This is a genomic window from Cohnella cellulosilytica, from assembly GCF_042431195.1.
Taxonomy (GTDB): Bacteria; Bacillota; Bacilli; order Paenibacillales; family Paenibacillaceae; genus Cohnella; species Cohnella cellulosilytica.
This window is the reverse complement of record NZ_JBHMDN010000079.1, coordinates 1-16,224: the sequence shown is the minus strand read 5'-3', so window position 1 is coordinate 16,224 and position 16,224 is coordinate 1. Positions and strand designations below refer to the sequence as shown.

The window sequence follows — 16,224 nt, the reverse complement described above, 5'->3', positions numbered from 1 at the left end:
AATCATCATTGGGTAAGCGCTTCTTGAACGGAAACGAATGGGCGGCCATGATCTTCCTCGGCGCGGAGAGACTGTCCCGCAACGAGGAACGCGTTAACGCCCTTAACGTATTTCCCGTGCCGGACGGCGACACGGGAACGAATATGAACTTAACGATGTCGGCCGGCGTGGCCGAATTAAAAAATAAGCCTTCCGAAGAAGTCGGCAGGGCGGCCGAAGTGCTGTCCAAAGGCCTTCTGATGGGCGCAAGAGGCAATTCGGGCGTCATTCTGTCCCAATTGTTCCGCGGTTTCGCGCGCGCGATTTCGGGTCAACGCGAGCTCACGGCGACTTTGTTCGCCAATGCTCTGCAACAGGGAGTTGATACCGCTTACAAGGCGGTTGTCAAGCCTGTGGAAGGAACGATTCTTACGGTGGCGAGAGAAGCGGCCAAGCACGGGCTGACGGTATCGCGCAAGACGGCGGATTTGACCGAACTGATGCGCGAAGTGTACGCCAAGGCGCAGGAAACGCTCGCCCGCACGCAGGACATGCTGCCCGTGCTGAAGCAGGTGGGGGTCGTGGATTCGGGCGGGCAGGGACTCGTATACCTCTACGAGGGTTTCGTCGATTATTTGGGCGGCAGCGCCCCCGCTTCCGATTCGGAGGCGCGAGCGCCCGAAGCGCAGCCTGCGCCTTCCTTCGCTTCCGCGGCGGCGCCGGAGCGCAAGCCGGTCTCGCCGGGAACGTCCGCCCAAGCGAAAATAACGACGGAAAGCATCGCTTTTCCTTACGATATGGAGTTTTTCATTCAACGCTTTACGACGGCGGCTCCGTTCCCCGAACGCACTTTCAGGCAGGCGCTCGAACGCGACGGGGACTCGATCATTCTCATCGAGGACGACAACGTCGTCAAAGTGCACGTCCACTCGCGTCGTCCCGGCGACGTGCTGAACCTGGCGCTGGCGTACGGGGAGATTACGCAGATTCATATTCTGAACATGCAGGAGCAGCACCGCGAGCTGCTGGGGCAGCAGCGGGAAGCTCCGGCCGCGGGACAGCCGGTCGGACAGCCGTCCCCGGAAACCCGCAACGTCGATTACGCGCTTCCGGGCGTCGTCGATCTGCCTGCCGTTACCGCCTCCCCGGAGAGCGAGCCGAATCCCGACGTTTACGAACTGGCTTCCTACGGCGTCGTGGCGGTCAGCGTCGGCGACGGCAATGCGGAGCTGTTCCGCAGTCTGGGCGTCGACATCGTGCTCTCCGGCGGCCAGAGCATGAATCCGAGCACGGAGGATTTGCTCGGAGCCATTCATTCGTTGTCGGCGCATCATATCCTTGTGCTGCCGAACAATCCGAACGTCGTTATGGCGGCCAAGCAGGCGGCCGAGCTGGCGGAGCGTCCGGTAACCGTGCTGCCGACCCGCACGCTGCCGCAGGGCATGGCGGCGATGCTGGCGTTCCAGGAGAGCGAGCCGGAGCAGACGAACGTCGACAGAATGACGAAGGCCTTCGAGCGGGTCGTGACCGGCTCGGTCACGAAGGCGGTCAGGGATACCGAGATGGACGGCGTCCGGATCAAGGAAGGCCACTATATCGGCATTCAGGACAAGAAGATCGTCGTGTCGGACGAAGGCTTGGCGGAAACGGCCAAAGCGCTGCTCGGGGAGCTTATGACGACGGGCGGCGAAATTTTGACAGTGCTGACCGGCGAAGGCGCCGACGCGGAGCAGATCGAGGAGCTTGGGCGCTGGATCGGCGAGACGTACCCGGAGGCCGAAGTCGAGATTCACGAGGGCGGACAGCCTCTGTATCCTTATCTGTTCGCGGTCGAACCGTAAAATTCCATGTGAGGTTGGAGGAGACGCGCTATGGCATCGGTTGTTCTGGTTACGGACAGCACTGCGGACATTCCGCGGGCGACAAGGGAAAAGCTTGGCATCGAGATGGTGCCTCTGAAGGTGAACTTCGGCGAAGAGAGCTACCTGGACAACGTTGAGCTGCAGCCGGCGGAATTTTACGCGAAGCTGGCCGGCTTCGGCAAGCTTGCGACCTCCTCGCAGCCTTCGCCGGCCGATTTTCACGACGTGTACAAGAGGCTGACGGACGAAGGCCATGCGGTCGTCTCGATTCAGCTGTCGAGCGCGATGAGCGGCACGTACCAATCCGCGACGATCGCCAAGTCGATGCTGGACGACGATGCCGACGTGACGGTCATCGATTCGAAGTCCGCTTCCTTCGGCTACGGCAGGCTTGTCGTCAGAGCCGCCGAGCTGGCGCAGGCCGGCGCGGGCAAAGCGGAGATCGTCGCCGAGGTCGAGAGGATGCGCTCGGAGCTTCGTCTCTATTTTCTCGTGGACACGCTCGAATATTTGCAGAAAGGCGGCCGCATCGGCAAAGCTTCGGCCGTGCTCGGATCGCTGCTGAACATTAAGCCGATTCTGTCGATCGACAAGGAAGGCTTCGTCTATCCGTTCGATAAGGCGAGAGGCCAGAAGCGGGCGATGGCTCGCATCGCCGAGGTGCTGGAATCCGATCTGAAGGAGACGCCGGTCCATCTGGCGATCGCCACGACGCCGGGCTTCACGAACGGCGCCGCCGAGATGGCCGAGCTGCTCAAAAGCAGGCTTAACGTGCAGCAATACGAGGAGGCCGAGATCGGGCCGGTCATCGGCGCGCACGCCGGGCCGGGAACGATCGGACTGTTCATTTTCCCGCTGGGCTCCTGATCTAGGGTGTGTATGCAAACCCGCTCAGGGGCATCTTTCACCGCCTTTTCGCCCCCTGCTGCGTCACTTTTGCTTGACGTACCCCCGGTACGCCTTCACAAAAGTTCCTTGCATGGAACGAAAATTCGGCAATATTTGCTGTCCTCGGAGGTTGCATACACGCCCTAGGCAAGATTATAAAGAGGTTGGTCTTATGTCGATATCCTTGTTTCAAATTCCTCTGACGAAACTTCAAGGCGTGGGTCCCCGCAAAGCGGGGGAGCTCCACGCCTTGGGCATTTCCACCGTCGGAGAGCTGATCGAATATTATCCGTTCCGGTACGAGGACTACCGCATCCGCGATCTGCGCGAGGTGAAGGACGGCGAGAAAATCACGATTCAGGGGACGATCGCCTCGCTCCCCACGCTGCAGAGGTACGGGGGCAAGTCGCGCCTGATCTGCCGCGTGACGGTCGACGCGACGCTCGTGACCGCCGTCTGGTTCAATCGGGCGTTCCTGAAGGAGCAGCTTACGCTCGGGCGGGAGATTACGCTGACCGGCAAATGGGACCAGCGCCGCCGGCAGCTGACCGCGGCGGATTCGGAATTTCCGGATCGCGGCGGCGCGAAGACGGGCACCTTGCAGCCGGTCTATTCCGTCGGAGGCGACATTACGCAGTCCGCGATCAGGAGCCTGATCGACAAGGCGTTAACCCAGTTCGGAGCGTTCATTCCGGAAATTCTGCCCGAGGAGCTGACGGACAAGCACGGACTGATGGCCCGCAAGGACGCGATCGCGGGCATCCACAGACCGGAGAACACGAAGGACGGACAGGAAGCCAGACGCCGGATGGTGTACGAGGAGCTGTTCCTGTTCCAATTAAAGCTTCAGGCTTACCGGGCGATGCATTCGAGGAAGACGGACGGACTCGTTCACGCCGTCGACAACGACGAAATCCGCGCGTTCGTCGGAGCGCTTCCGTTCGAGCTGACCGGCTCGCAAAAGCAGGTGATCAACGAAATTTTGCACGATATGAAGCAGCCTTACGTCATGAACCGGCTGCTGCAGGGCGACGTCGGCTCGGGCAAAACGGTCGTGTCGGCGGTGGCGCTGTACGCAACGGTGCGCGCGGGGCATCAGGGCGCGTTGATGGTGCCGACGGAAATTCTGGCCGAGCAGCACGCCCGGTCGCTTGGCCGCATGTTCGAGCCTTATGGGATCCAGGTGGGCTTGCTTACCGGCAGCCTGACCGAGCGCAAGCGGCGGGATTTGATCGCGTCGCTGCAGATGGGCTTGCTCGATATCGTCGTCGGCACGCACGCCCTTATTCAGGAGGACGTGTTCTTCCGCAGCCTCGGTCTCGTCGTAACCGACGAGCAGCATCGGTTCGGGGTTAACCAGCGCAGCATTCTCAGGCGCAAAGGGATGAACCCGGACGTGCTGACGATGACCGCGACGCCGATTCCGCGAACGCTGGCGATTACCGTGTTCGGCGATATGGACGTCTCGACGCTGCGGGAGCGTCCGAAAGGCCGCAAACCGATCAAGACGTATTCGGTCAAACACGAGATGATGGACCGGGTGCTCGGTTTTATTCGCAAAGAAGCGTCGCTCGGCCGGCAGACGTTCTTCATCTGCCCGCTGATCGAGGAGTCGGAGAAGCTCGACGTCCAGAACGCGATCGATTTGCATATCCAGCTCTCCCAGGCTTTGCCCGAGCTGACGATCGGACTGCTGCACGGCCGGATGACCGCGGCGGAGAAAGAAGGAACGATGGCGGAGTTCGCCGCGGGGAACACCCACGTGCTGGTCTCCACGACGGTGATCGAGGTCGGCGTGGACGTGCCGAACGCGACGCTGATGATCGTCATGGACGCGGACCGCTTCGGTTTGTCCCAGCTTCATCAGCTGCGCGGCCGGGTCGGTCGGGGCGAGCATCAGTCGTACTGCATTCTGATCGCCGATCCGAAATCGGAAAACGGACAGGAGAGAATGCGGGCGATGACGGACACGGACGACGGCTTCGAGATTTCCCGCAGAGACTTGGAAATTCGCGGGCCGGGAGAGTTTTTCGGGACGAAGCAGAGCGGGATGCCGGAATTCCGGCTGGCCAACCTGCTGAACGATTTCGAGGTGCTGGAGCAGGCCAGGGACGACGCGGCCGCGCTTACGTCGACGGAAGCGTTCTGGTCCTCTCCCGCGTACGGGGGGCTGAGAGACTATTTGGCGCGCGAGTCGCAGCTGCGGGACGAGCCGCTGGACTAGGCGGTGTCATCGCGCGCCCGTCTGCGGCATAAGATGTACTTAGCAGCCGCAGGAAGGAGCGTGACCCTCGTTGAACCCGGGGTACCAGAAGTTCGGCATCAAGAGGGAATTCGTCGAGCGCGTAAAGTTGAAAATGAAAAATCCCGCAGTCAAGGAAAAAATCAAAGCGCATATGGAGGGAGCGACGAAATACGATCTCCAGGATCGCGCCAAGGTGAGAAGATGGGTGAAGACGTTCGCCAAAATATTGAGCGAACCGCTCACGGAGACGCAGGAGGATCAGCTCGTCAACTTCGTTATCGCGCAGAAGATCGATCCCAATAACATGCTTCATCTGCTCAAGCTGTATACGATGTTCAGATAACGCCAGCCGCGAAGGCTGTCTCGCAAGCCGGTTAAGCCGTCTCTATTTTCAGGGACCGCTCGGCTGCGAGGCAGCCTTCCGACGTTTTAAAATATACGGCTACCCCGTGAGGTCTGTCCAAGCATACTTGTCAATTGGACATACACTATACCAACTTCACAACGAAGGAGGTTATCAGAATGGGTAGATTTTTAGATTTGCGCAGTTCGATGAATGCGGGCGCATCCGGCTTCCCGGGCGTTCCGGTCTCTGCGACGCCCGCGCTGTTCGGCGTAATCGGCTTGCAGACGGACAACGTCACGAACAAGGTCATCACGCTGACCGGGATGGTCGGCGTCAGCGCCCTTCTCCTCGGCACGACTTTTTCCATTCAAATCTGCCGCGGCACGACGGTCTACAATCCGGCCAACGTCATCTATACGCTGGTACAAAATGTGCGTCTCTCCGCATTCGCCGATACGTACGCCTTTACCGCGCAGGACTTACTCGCTCCGGCCGCCGCCGAGACGATCTATTCCGCGTTTATATTCGGCGGAAACCTGTTGGGCCTGCTGTTCACGGGAGAGAGAGTCGGACCGGAAGTGTTCTGGGGCGTGGCCTCCCAAGGCGCTCCGGGCTAATCCTTTCATACGCTTTGCACGGGTCGGCAACGATGTTGCCGGCTTTATTTTTTTGATTAGGATGCCTCGCCACCACCTGTCCAAGCGGAGAAGGCGAACGAGACATAAAATGGGACAGAGGTCGGAATGAGGAGGGATAAGGTGATCACCATCAGTCTGTGCATGATTGTGCGCGACGAAGAGGAAGTGCTTGCCCGCTGTCTGGATTCCGTGCACGATCTCGTAGACGAGATCGTCATCGTGGACACCGGCTCGACGGACCGGACGAAGGATATTGCCGCCCGATATACGGATCGTATCTACGATTACGAATGGACCGACCATTTTGCCGACGCGCGCAATTACTCCTTTTCGTTCGCTACCCAAGACTACGTCCTGTGGCTGGATGCCGACGATTATTTTCTCGAGAAGGACCGCTTGAAGATTAAACAGCTGAAGCAGGAGCTCGACTCCGCGGTCGACTCGGTCGTCATGGAGTACCACCTGGCGTTCGACGGCTACGGCAATCCGCTGGCGATGTCGCGCCGCAACCGGATCGTCAAGCGAAGCAGGCAGTTTCGCTGGTACAATCCGGTCCACGAGTATTTGCTCGTCGACGGCAATTACTACTTGACCGACATCGCCGTCTCTCACGGCAGGGTGCATGAGAACACGGGGAGAAACCTGCGCATTCTCGAGCAGATCGTGGAGCGGGACGGCGAGGTGACGGGGCGGGATATTTTCTATTACGCCAACGAGCTGTCCGACGCGGGCAGATTCTCCGAGGCGGCCGAGCAGTATCGGCGTTTCCTCGATCAGCCGGTCGAATATTTCGAGGACAATCTGACGGCCTGCGCGCGCTTGTCCGCCTGCTATCATCAGCTCGGCCGGTTCGATCTGAAGCTGACGGCGCTGCTGGAATCGCTCGTTCACGAGCTGCCGCGCGCGGATTTCTGCTGCTCGATCGGCCAGTGTTTTCTGGAGAAGGAGGATTTCGGCAAGGCGATTTACTGGTTTAAGCTGGCGCTGGAGCAGGAGAGGCCGCCCGATCATCACTTCGGTGTGCTTAACCTCATCTGCTGGACCTGGCTTCCCCATCTCCAGCTGTGCATCTGCTACGGCATGACGGGAGAACTGGAGCTGGCCTACGAGCACAACGAGAAGGCGCTCGCTTACTTGCCCGACGACGCGAACCTGCTGCAAAACAAGGCCAAAATCGAGCAGGCGCTCGGCCTCGGGGGAGCTGAACCGGAATGACGACGAGCATCATTATGGCGACCTACAACCAGTTGGCCATGACGAAGCGCGCCATCGCCAGCATCCGCAAGCACACGCCCGCTTCATCTTACGAGCTGATCGTCGTCGACAACGCGTCCTCGGACGGCACGGCCGAATGGCTGGCGCAGCAGCCGGACGTGAAGCTGCTGCGCCAGCCGAAGAACGTCGGCTTTCCCGCCGCGTGCAACATCGGAGCGGCAGCTGCCGAAGGAGATTGCTTGCTGCTGCTGAACAACGATACAGTCGTCACCCCCCGCTGGCTGGAGCAGCTGACGCGGGCGCTCGACAGCGACGAGCGCGTCGGAGCGGTCGGTCCGATTACGAATTATGCCGGCTACGGCCAGATGATCGAGACGTCCTATCGCACGATGGACGAAATGCAGCGCTTCGCGGACGCTTACAACGTGTCCTCTCCCGGCCGGTGGGAGGAGCGGATGAAGCTGATCGGCTTCTGCCTGATGATCAAGCGGACCGCTTGGGAGGCGGCGGGGCCGCTGGACGAGAGCTACGGCATCGGCAACTACGAAGACGACGACTGGTGCGTAAGCGCCCGGCTGGCCGGGTTCCGGCTCCTGCTCTGCCGGGATACGTTTATTCATCACGAGGGGAGCGCTTCGTTTAGGCACGTCAAGGAAACCTATCGCAAAGCGATGCTGGAAAACGAAAAAACGTTCATGCGCAAATGGGGCTTTCACCCGCAAATTTCCGTGAACGTCCGCGACGACCTGCTGCGTCCGCTGCGGGCCTTGAAGCCCGGCATGAGCGTGCTGGAAGTCGGCTGCGGCTGCGGAGCCACGCTGCTGGAGCTGCGCAACCGTTACGGGAACGTGCGCCTGTTCGGGTGCGAGAACGAAGCTTCCGCCGCGAAAATCGCCGGGCTAGTCGCCGAAAAGGTATGGACGAATGACGAGGAAATCGAGATCCCGTCCGGAACGAAAGGCTTCGATGCGGTCGTGCTCAACGATATGCTGAGCGATCCCGCCCGGCTTCCCGTTCTGCAGCGCATCCATCGTCTGCTCAGGCCCGGGGGCATCGTGACGGCGAGCGCGCCGAACCGGCTGTTCGTCGATTACGTCAAAGCCTATCTGAAGCCGCTCAACCCCGTTCCGCGCGACGCCATGCTGTCCCGTTCCGAGTTCGAACGGCGGCTGCGGCAAGCCGGCTTCGGCGATATCGCGATCGAGCCGATCGCCGCGGAGGAAGCGGCGAAGCGGGAGATCGACGCGCTCTGCCAGCTTGCGGGCGAGGCGGGGCGAGACGAGTATGCGGCGATCTATTACGTAGCCTCCGCCGTTAAGGAGACTGCAGGCGAGCGGACAGCTTTCGGGAAAATCGGCGGGAAAGTGGGAAAAACCGCCGGAGCGGCAAGTCCGGTCGGCGCGGCGCCGGGCGGGGAGCCCGCAAGTCAACCGCCGGTTAACGAGGCTGCGGCAAATTATACGGAAGCGACGGTGAACGATTTGAGCTATTTGCCGAAGGCGCAGGAAGACGTCCCGTTTACGGGAGAAAGATTGATTCTCAGCTCGGCGGTGGCGGGGTCCCATCCCGACGTGCTGGCCGAGCATGTCTACCGCTACAGGCTCGCTCGCGGGCACTGCGTCGGCCGGCAGGTGCTGGATGCGGCTTGCGGCGCGGGATTCGGGGCGCGGATGCTGAAGGACGGAGGGGCGTCAAGCGTCACCGGGGTCGATATCGACGCGGCCGCGGTCGCGCTCGCCGGCAGGGACTACGGAGGAGAGGGCGTGAGCTTCCAGGTCGGCAACGTGCTGCAGCTCGCTTTCGCGAACGCGGTGTTCGATGTGGTCGTCTCGTTCGAGACGATCGAGCACGTGCCGGACGGCGCCGCCTGGCTGCGGGAGGCGGCGCGGGTGCTTCGTCCGGGAGGGCGGCTGATCATCTCCACGCCGAATCGGGATGTGACGAATCCGGACCGGCAGTTCGGCCAGCAGGTACGCAATCCTTACCACATCTTCGAATACAGCCTGGCCGAATTTATCGGCGAATTGTCCGTGCTGTACGACATCGAGGGCGTGTTCGGGCAGACGTTCGTCGGCCCTCACGGCCACGTCGCTCCCGAATGGCCGGACATCGCCGCGGCGGTGGGGGGAGATACGGAGATGGCGGGCTTTAATCCCGATATCATCCGCTTCTACGGTCCCGCCTCCTTAAGCCGCGTGAAGAACGCAAGGCCGGCATACGCGATCGCCGTGTGCCGCAAAAGATGAGCGAGGGGAGGAAGCGGAGCATGGCTGGCCGCAAGCGTCCGATGGCGGCGATCGACCGCCATCATTCCCGGCAGGACCGGACGGCTCATCGGCTGGCGGAGCGCGTCTTCCGCTCGTCGCGGACGTCGCTGATCAACAAGCTCGAAGCGTTCCCGCGCTTCGCCACGAAGCGCAGCGTCGCGCGGTTCCTGGCGCGATACGAAATTTACCGCGAGCTGCTCTCCGTGAACGGCAGCATCGTGGAGTGCGGCGTGTTTAACGGGGCGGGATTTTTCTCCTGGGCGCAGTTCGCGAACATTTTCGAGCCCTCCAACCATACGCGCAAAATCATCGGCTTCGACACGTTCGAGGGCTTTCCCGAATTGGCCGCGCAGGACGAGGACGAATGCCGCACCTTCGCCGCAGGGGATATGCGGGGCGATACGGCGGAGCAAATCCGCCGTTCCATCGCCAAGTACGACGCGGAGAGGCATCTGTCGCACATCCCGAACGCGGAGATCGTGCAGGGCGACTTCATGACCACGGCGGAGGCATACGTGCAGGCGCATCCCCATCTGCTGGTGGCGCTGCTGTATTTGGACTTCGATCTGTACGAGCCGACGCGCAAGGCGCTCGAGCTGTTCCTGCCGCGGATGCCCAAGGGAGCGATCGTCTGCTTCGATGAATTGAACTGCGCCGCTTTTCCCGGGGAGACCGCGGCGCTGCTGGAAATGCTGCCGATTCGCGAGACGGAGCTGCGCAGATTTCCGTTCGACCCCTGGATATCGTACTGCCGGCTATGAGGAGGGATCGTCTTGGATAACGAAAATCGCTCCTTATATTCGCTCGGCGAGGGGGCGAGACTGGATGCCTCGGGGCTGATCTACGGCGCCGAAGAGATCGCGGTCGGCCAGGAGGCGATGATCGGCGCGGGCTACCGGCTCATCGTCACTTCGACGGTGAGCGGCATTCGTCCCAAGCTGATTATCGGGGACGGCGTGCAGGCGGACATCGGGCTGAACGTCACGGCGGAGCACCACGTCGAGCTCGAGCGCGCGGTCTGGTGCGGACCTTACGTCGTGCTGTCGGACGCGGAGGCGGAATATCGGAAGACGGGATTGCCGATCTATAAGCAAGGCATTCGCGAGACGGGCGGCGGCAAGCGGCTGATCGTCGGCGAAGGCAGCTATCTGGGACCGTACGCGGTCGTGGAAGGACCGGTGAAAATCGGTAAAGGCTGCGTCGTCGGCGCGGGAAGTGTCGTGCGTGCGGATGTGCCGGATTATTCGCTCGTGTCGGGCGTGCCGGCTCGCATCGAGCGGATGTTCGATACGGTCGCGGAGGATTGGATCGCGGTCGAATCGGAGCAGGACGTCGCGGACGTGCTGCGGCGAAGACGGGAGCATCCGCTCTTGTCGATCTGCATTCCGACGTATAACCGGGCCAAGGAGCTGGAGGAGTGTCTGGAAGCGGCGATGCCGCAGACGAGCATGAACGGGCTGATCGAGATCTGCGTCTCGGATAACGCCTCGGACGACGGAACCGCGGCGCTGCTGGCCAGATACGCGCTGAAGCATCCGCAGCTGCGGACGATCCGACAGCCGGAAAATATCGGCGGAGAGCGCAATTACCTCGAAATTCTGAAGTTCGCGCGGGGCAAATACGCGAAGCTGCACGGGGACGACGACTATTTCGTGCCGGGAGCGGTGCAGCCGATCCTGTACGCGCTGCTGCACAAGCGGGCCCGTTTTCTGTTTATCGACGTGCTGCGGAGCGACGGAACGGTGGAGGTGCTGGAGGGGATCGATACGTTCGTCCGCGAGCTGTCGCTGGCGTCCGGCTTCATCACTTCGATCGTCGTCGACCGGGAAGCCGTGCTGCGGCTGCCCGAGCCCGACCGTTTTATCGGCACGAGCCTGAACCACATTTACTGGCTGCTGGAGCTGCTGCGGGAGGACCCGCGCTTTTCCTTGCTGAAGCTGTCGATGTTCCGTTACGCGTTTAACGCTCCGCGCGGCTACAATTACGGGGACGCGGCGATTCGCGGCTATTTGGAGATTTTGCGGCATTTCGCGGGCCGGGGGCTGTCGGAAGAGGTATACGCGGCGGAAAAGAAAATCGTGCTCGACCGCTTCGTCTTGCCCCGCCTGGAAATGATGATCGAAGCCGGCCTCGACTTCGACTACGACGGCTTCGAGGCGGTGTTTACGGAGCATTATGAGCAGGAACCGTATTACGAGCCATACTTGGCCGAGGTCCGAAGAATCGTCTCGCTGCGGGATCGGGGATAGACAAGCGCGGCTCTTTTGCTATAATAGGGATTGTGCGTTGCGGGTTTCGACAATCGAATAAGCCCCGGGGGAGCTGGATAATGGCCGGCTGAGAGTGCGTCCCATCGAAGATGCAGACCCTTATGACCTGATCTGGTTAGTACCAGCGTAGGAAGGCGGGAACACGACGAGCGTTCGTCGTGTCAAATTGTCCATGTTTGTCTATTGGGCGCCCTCCGGATCGGGGGGCGTTTTTTGATGCGTGCGGAGCCCTCTTCCGCGCAAGGATACAGGAGAGAGGGAGAGAGACATGAAGAAACACGGATTGGCTTGGAAAGGATTGAGTATGTCGCTGCTGGCGGGGGCGGTGCTGCTGTCCGGCTGCGGAAGCAAAAACGGCGGGGAACCGTCCGGCAGTCCGTCGACGGGGGGAACCCCGGCCGCGTCCGAAACGACGCCGGCGGCCGAGCTGAAGGAAGCGACGGTCGTACTCGACTGGACGCCGAATACGAACCATACCGGCCTGTACGTCGCCCGGGATATGGGACTGTGGGAGAAGCACGGCCTGAAGGTGGAGCTGATTCTGCCTCCGGAGGCGGGGGCGAGCGCGCTGGTCGCCGGCGGACAAGCCGAATTCGGCGTCGGAGCGCAGGAGAGCATGATTCTGGCCAAGGAGCAAGGGCTGCCTCTTGTCTCGATCGCGCCGATCATTCAGCACAATACGTCCGGCTTCGCTTCGCCGGCGGACAAGAATATCAAGGAGCCGAAAGATTTCGAAGGCAAAACGTACGGAGGCTGGGGATCGCCCGCGGAGAGCGCCGTGCTCGAATCGATCATGAACGTGCAGAACGCCGACGTAAGCAAGGTGAACTTCGTCAACGCGGGAACGGCGGACTTTTTTACGGCTACGAAAAAAGGGATCGACTTCGAATGGATTTTCTACGGCTGGACGGGCGTCGAGGCGGAGCTTAGAGGCGAGCCGGTTAATATGGTGTATTTGACCGACTACAGCCAACAGCTCGATTACTACACGCCGCTTCTGCTGACGAGCGAGAAGGTGATCCAGGAAGATCCGGAGCTCGTTCGCGCGTTCCTGGCCGGCGCCTCCGAAGGCTACCAGTACGCCATCGACAATCCGGACGCCGCGGCGGACATCCTGATTAAAGCCGTTCCGGAAATCAACCCGGATCTGGTCAAGGCAAGCCAACAGTGGCTCAGCCCGAAATACAAGGACGATGCGCCGCGTTGGGGCGAGCAGAAGCGGGAAGTGTGGTCCGGCTACGGCGATTGGATGCTGGAGAACGGGCTGATGGAGAAGGAATTGAACTACGACGAGATGTTTACGACGGAATTTCTGCCGCAATAATCGACGGACGGGCAGAGGATAGAAGTTGGACTAAAGCTAGAGCCGCATCGGTAAAGCAGGACAAGCAAATGGGAAAAGGAGAGAGTAAACGATGGCACAGGCACTGCTCAGCATTCAAATCCTTCCGAAGGTGAATCCCGGCGAGGAAGTGATTCCTTACGTAGACGAAGCGATCGCCATTATCAAGGCGTCCGGCGTTCCTTACCGCGTCGGACCGATGGAAACGACGATGGAAGGGGATCTCGACCAACTGCTCGATATCGTCAAACAAATGAGCGCGGCGATGATCGAGCGGGGCAGCCCTTCCGTCCTCTCGCAAATCAAGCTGTCTGTGGATGCGAAAGCGAACGCTTCGATGGCGCGGCTGTTGCAAAAGTATCCGGATGGGCAATAAGCGATTCAGAGCGATTGCGCTGCCCGTCGGTACGATTATCGTTTTTCTGGCCGTCTGGCAGGCGGCCTGCATGGCGTTCGCGATTGAAGAGTACACGCTTCCGGCTCCGTCCGATATTGCCGTCAAGATGTACGAGGACTCCGCCGTGCTGTGGACGCATGTGCAGGCGACGTTCGGCCTCGCGCTGATCGGCCTCGGGCTGGGCACCGTCGTCGGCATAGCGGTGGCGGTGCTGCTGCACGTCATTCCGCCGCTCAAGACGGCGCTGTCGCCGCTGCTCGTGCTGTCCCAGAACGTTCCGCTGATCGCGCTCGGGCCGCTGCTCATTATCTGGTTCGGCTTCGGAACGACGCCCAAGCTGATTCTGCTTGTGCTCGTCTGCTTTTTCCCGGTGGCGCTGTCGATCCTCGTCGGCCTGGGACAGGCCGAGCCGCATTTGCGGGAGTACCTCGGCATGATCGGGGCTTCGCGCTGGGAGCGCTTGAAGCGGCTGGAGTTCCCGGCTTCGCTGACTTATCTTTTTTCGGGTCTGCGCATTGCGGCGACATACGTCGTATCCTCGGCCATCGTAGCCGAATGGCTGGGAGCCGGGGCGAATACGGGCATCGGCTTCTATCTGAAGCTGAAGTTCAGCGGGTTCCAGCAGTCGGCTGTGTTCGGCTCCATCGTCTGCATCGTCGTGATGAGCCTTCTGTTTTTCTATCTGGTCGTGCTGGCCGAGCGTCTCGTCATTCGGTGGAGACCGCGGCCGGAGCCGGAGTGGAAGGAGGCGGCGTCATGAGCGGAAGCGGCAATCGGGGCAGCACACTGGAGCTCCAGAACATTGTCAAGTCCTATGCGAGAGGCAGGGAACGGATTCTCGTGCTGAACGACGTTTCGCTGACGGTGCGCGCGGGGGAATTCGTCTCGCTGATCGGGCCTTCGGGAAGCGGCAAGTCGACGCTGTTCCGGATGATCGGAGGCGTGGAGAAGCCGGACCGAGGTCGCGTTCTCGTCGACGGGGAGGATCGTACCGGGCAGAAGGGGCTGATCAGCTACATGCCGCAGCAGGCGGCGCTGTTCCCTTGGCTGAAGGTGGAGGACAACATCCGCTTCGCGCTTATCTCGACGGGAACGCCGATGCGGGAGGCGAAGGCGCAAGCGGCGCAGTGGCTGGAGCGGATCGAGCTCGGGCATGTGGCGAAGGAGTATCCGCACGTGCTGTCGGGCGGCATGCAGCAGCGGGTCAGCTTCCTGCGCGCGCTGCTGATGCGGCGCAGCGTGATGTGTCTGGACGAGCCGTTCGCCGCGCTGGACGCGCTGACGAGGGCCGATATGCAGCGTTGGCTGCTGGAGCTGTGGGAAGCGGACCGGCGCTCCGTGCTGTTCGTCACGCACAGCATCGAGGAGGCGCTCGTGCTGTCGGACCGCATCTACGTGCTGTCGCCGGCGCCGGCAACGATCCTGCGCGAGCTTGTCGTGCCGTTCGACCGCCCGCGCCGCCCCGACGTCTGGACGTCGACGGAGTTCGTCGAGCTGAAGCAGGAAGTGCTCCGGCTTCTGGAGGAAGGCAAATCGGGAATACAATAAGCGGAAACGTCGCGCCGTTCATTCGGTTCGCGACGTTTTCTTTATTTTGCGCTGCGCGGGCGTGAGTGTAGGAAATAGTGTCGTACGGCGGCGGGCCAATAGGTACGATCTGCATGCTCGCAGGGAAATAGAACCGTAAGGTGCGCTAATGATGCGGTGACGGGGCGGATGAGAGGGGGGAGTATCGTACGGCGCGCTAATGGCGGTTCGGGGATTGAGAGGGATAATAGCAAGATTGGCTGGCGCAAGGAGCAGTTTTGTGCTGGAGGTGTGCTGCTGGGATGATATAATGGAGAAAAAACGAAGGAGTTCCGCAAAATGAACGAATGGTACTTCGATCGATACGGACAAGCGTCCTTCATCGTGGTCGACAACGAACGATTTGTCAGCAAATACGGGCGCAATCTGGGGTGGGTCCACCAGGGCAAACAAGTATTCAGTCTGACCGGGCAGCCGCTCGGCTGGCTGGAGAAAGGCGTGCTGCGCGACAGGAAAGGCGGAATTATCGCCTTCACCCGCTGGGCAGGCAACTGGCTGCCGTCCGTTCCCGGCATGAGCGGAGAGCCGGCCTCGCCGTCGATTCCCGGTCCGCCGGCCAGGCCGGGCTTCTCGGGCACGATCACCGACCCGGGCAGCGGGAGCTGGGCGGGCAAGTCGATTAGGGACTTTTTTGGGGCGGATTTGTGAAAAGGGCTTGCAATGCCTAAGTCTATACGCAGTTGTACAAGATTAAAATTGCTGACAGTCGAGTTTGCTTACTTAACAGGCGGTTAGGCTCGGAATAGGGTTACTGAAATAGACCGTTATCCCTTGGCGAGGGCGGTCTATTTCCTTTTATGGAATGACCGTGCTCCGACATGCGATTCTTTCGAGCCTTCAGACTCAATAATCGGTCGATGCCGCCCAGTAATGGCCTGTCAGACCACTAAAAGCGGATTGCTGCCCGAATGGGTCTGCGTAACGGCCTCCTAGACCGCTAAATGTGGGTAGTTGCCCGAATGGGTCTGCGTAACGGCCTCCTAGACCGCTAAATGTGGGTAGTTGCCCGAATGGGTCTGCGTAACGGCCTCCTAGACCGCTAAATGCGGGTAGTTGCCCGAATGGGTCTGCGTAACGGCCTCCTAGAAGCTGTCGATTAACTGTGGAAAAGGCATGGTCATTGCGACCGTGCTTTTTCTCCCCCTCCCCGCCGCTAACCTTGGTATAATTTCTATATCAAATTGTCCG

At 60.8% G+C, this 16,224-nt stretch carries 14 protein-coding genes and 1 riboswitch; all 14 genes read left to right on the top strand.

Annotated features, from left to right (window positions below):
• Nucleotides 1-8 precede the first annotated feature (8 nt).
• The 14 genes from ACFFT4_RS33275 to ACFFT4_RS33210 all read left to right on the top strand — a co-directional run bounded on the left by ACFFT4_RS33275 (nucleotide 9) and on the right by ACFFT4_RS33210 (nucleotide 15,684).
• On the top strand, nucleotides 9-1,820 hold the full coding sequence (locus tag ACFFT4_RS33275; protein WP_378053842.1) for a fatty acid kinase ATP-binding subunit FakA: 1,812 nt from the start codon (nucleotides 9-11) through the stop codon (nucleotides 1,818-1,820).
• 30 nt (nucleotides 1,821-1,850) lie between these two features.
• Nucleotides 1,851-2,708, top strand: coding sequence for a fatty acid kinase binding subunit FakB (locus tag ACFFT4_RS33270; RefSeq protein ID WP_378053840.1), 858 nt, complete (start codon nucleotides 1,851-1,853; stop codon nucleotides 2,706-2,708).
• A gap of 193 nt (nucleotides 2,709-2,901) precedes the next feature.
• Nucleotides 2,902-4,953 (top strand): ATP-dependent DNA helicase RecG, encoded by a 2,052-nt coding sequence (recG, locus tag ACFFT4_RS33265; RefSeq protein ID WP_378053838.1) that lies wholly within the window; start codon nucleotides 2,902-2,904, stop codon nucleotides 4,951-4,953.
• Between the two features lie 70 nt (nucleotides 4,954-5,023).
• Complete coding sequence (locus tag ACFFT4_RS33260; protein ID WP_378053836.1) at nucleotides 5,024-5,317, top strand: stage VI sporulation protein F; 294 nt, start codon at nucleotides 5,024-5,026, stop codon at nucleotides 5,315-5,317.
• Nucleotides 5,318-5,496: 179 nt separating this feature from the next.
• The gene (locus ACFFT4_RS33255; RefSeq protein ID WP_378053834.1) at nucleotides 5,497-5,937 is read left to right on the top strand and encodes a hypothetical protein; all 441 of its coding nucleotides are present in this window, start codon (nucleotides 5,497-5,499) and stop codon (nucleotides 5,935-5,937) included.
• A 141-nt stretch (nucleotides 5,938-6,078) separates the two neighbouring features.
• On the top strand, nucleotides 6,079-7,173 hold the full coding sequence (locus ACFFT4_RS33250; protein WP_378053832.1) for a glycosyltransferase: 1,095 nt from the start codon (nucleotides 6,079-6,081) through the stop codon (nucleotides 7,171-7,173).
• On the top strand, nucleotides 7,170-9,419 hold the full coding sequence (locus tag ACFFT4_RS33245; RefSeq protein WP_378053830.1) for a methyltransferase domain-containing protein: 2,250 nt from the start codon (nucleotides 7,170-7,172) through the stop codon (nucleotides 9,417-9,419). Before ACFFT4_RS33250 ends, ACFFT4_RS33245 begins: the two co-directional genes overlap by 4 nt.
• A 20-nt stretch (nucleotides 9,420-9,439) precedes the next feature.
• Nucleotides 9,440-10,201, top strand: a complete 762-nt coding sequence (locus ACFFT4_RS33240; protein ID WP_378053828.1) for a class I SAM-dependent methyltransferase — start codon at nucleotides 9,440-9,442, stop codon at nucleotides 10,199-10,201.
• A gap of 12 nt (nucleotides 10,202-10,213) precedes the next feature.
• Complete coding sequence (locus ACFFT4_RS33235) at nucleotides 10,214-11,689, top strand: glycosyltransferase (RefSeq protein WP_378053826.1); 1,476 nt, start codon at nucleotides 10,214-10,216, stop codon at nucleotides 11,687-11,689.
• A gap of 56 nt (nucleotides 11,690-11,745) precedes the next feature.
• Nucleotides 11,746-11,860, top strand: a riboswitch (TPP riboswitch).
• A gap of 118 nt (nucleotides 11,861-11,978) precedes the next feature.
• Nucleotides 11,979-13,034, top strand: coding sequence for an ABC transporter substrate-binding protein (locus ACFFT4_RS33230; RefSeq protein WP_378053824.1), 1,056 nt, complete (start codon nucleotides 11,979-11,981; stop codon nucleotides 13,032-13,034).
• Between the two features lie 91 nt (nucleotides 13,035-13,125).
• The gene (locus ACFFT4_RS33225; protein ID WP_378053822.1) at nucleotides 13,126-13,428 is read left to right on the top strand and encodes a thiamine-binding protein; all 303 of its coding nucleotides are present in this window, start codon (nucleotides 13,126-13,128) and stop codon (nucleotides 13,426-13,428) included.
• Nucleotides 13,418-14,209, top strand: a complete 792-nt coding sequence (locus ACFFT4_RS33220) for an ABC transporter permease (RefSeq protein ID WP_378053820.1) — start codon at nucleotides 13,418-13,420, stop codon at nucleotides 14,207-14,209. Before ACFFT4_RS33225 ends, ACFFT4_RS33220 begins: the two co-directional genes overlap by 11 nt.
• Nucleotides 14,206-14,997: an ABC transporter ATP-binding protein gene (locus tag ACFFT4_RS33215; protein WP_378053818.1), complete on the top strand. Its 792-nt coding sequence runs from the start codon at nucleotides 14,206-14,208 to the stop codon at nucleotides 14,995-14,997. The genes ACFFT4_RS33220 and ACFFT4_RS33215 overlap by 4 nt, the downstream gene beginning before the upstream one ends.
• A gap of 318 nt (nucleotides 14,998-15,315) precedes the next feature.
• Nucleotides 15,316-15,684 carry a 4-fold beta flower protein gene (locus ACFFT4_RS33210; RefSeq protein ID WP_378053816.1) on the top strand — a complete coding sequence of 123 codons (369 nt, stop codon included), beginning with the start codon at nucleotides 15,316-15,318 and terminating at the stop codon, nucleotides 15,682-15,684.
• Nucleotides 15,685-16,224 lie beyond the last annotated feature (540 nt).

Coding starts and splice junctions, on each gene's coding strand:
- ACFFT4_RS33270 (WP_378053840.1), top strand. CDS start 1,851: ATGGCATCGGTTGTTCTGGTTACGGACAGCACTGCGGACATTCCGCGG.
- recG (WP_378053838.1), top strand. CDS start 2,902: ATGTCGATATCCTTGTTTCAAATTCCTCTGACGAAACTTCAAGGCGTG.
- ACFFT4_RS33255 (WP_378053834.1), top strand. CDS start 5,497: ATGGGTAGATTTTTAGATTTGCGCAGTTCGATGAATGCGGGCGCATCC.
- ACFFT4_RS33245 (WP_378053830.1), top strand. CDS start 7,170: ATGACGACGAGCATCATTATGGCGACCTACAACCAGTTGGCCATGACG.
- ACFFT4_RS33240 (WP_378053828.1), top strand. CDS start 9,440: ATGGCTGGCCGCAAGCGTCCGATGGCGGCGATCGACCGCCATCATTCC.
- ACFFT4_RS33230 (WP_378053824.1), top strand. CDS start 11,979: ATGAAGAAACACGGATTGGCTTGGAAAGGATTGAGTATGTCGCTGCTG.
- ACFFT4_RS33225 (WP_378053822.1), top strand. CDS start 13,126: ATGGCACAGGCACTGCTCAGCATTCAAATCCTTCCGAAGGTGAATCCC.
- ACFFT4_RS33220 (WP_378053820.1), top strand. CDS start 13,418: ATGGGCAATAAGCGATTCAGAGCGATTGCGCTGCCCGTCGGTACGATT.
- ACFFT4_RS33215 (WP_378053818.1), top strand. CDS start 14,206: ATGAGCGGAAGCGGCAATCGGGGCAGCACACTGGAGCTCCAGAACATT.
- ACFFT4_RS33210 (WP_378053816.1), top strand. CDS start 15,316: ATGAACGAATGGTACTTCGATCGATACGGACAAGCGTCCTTCATCGTG.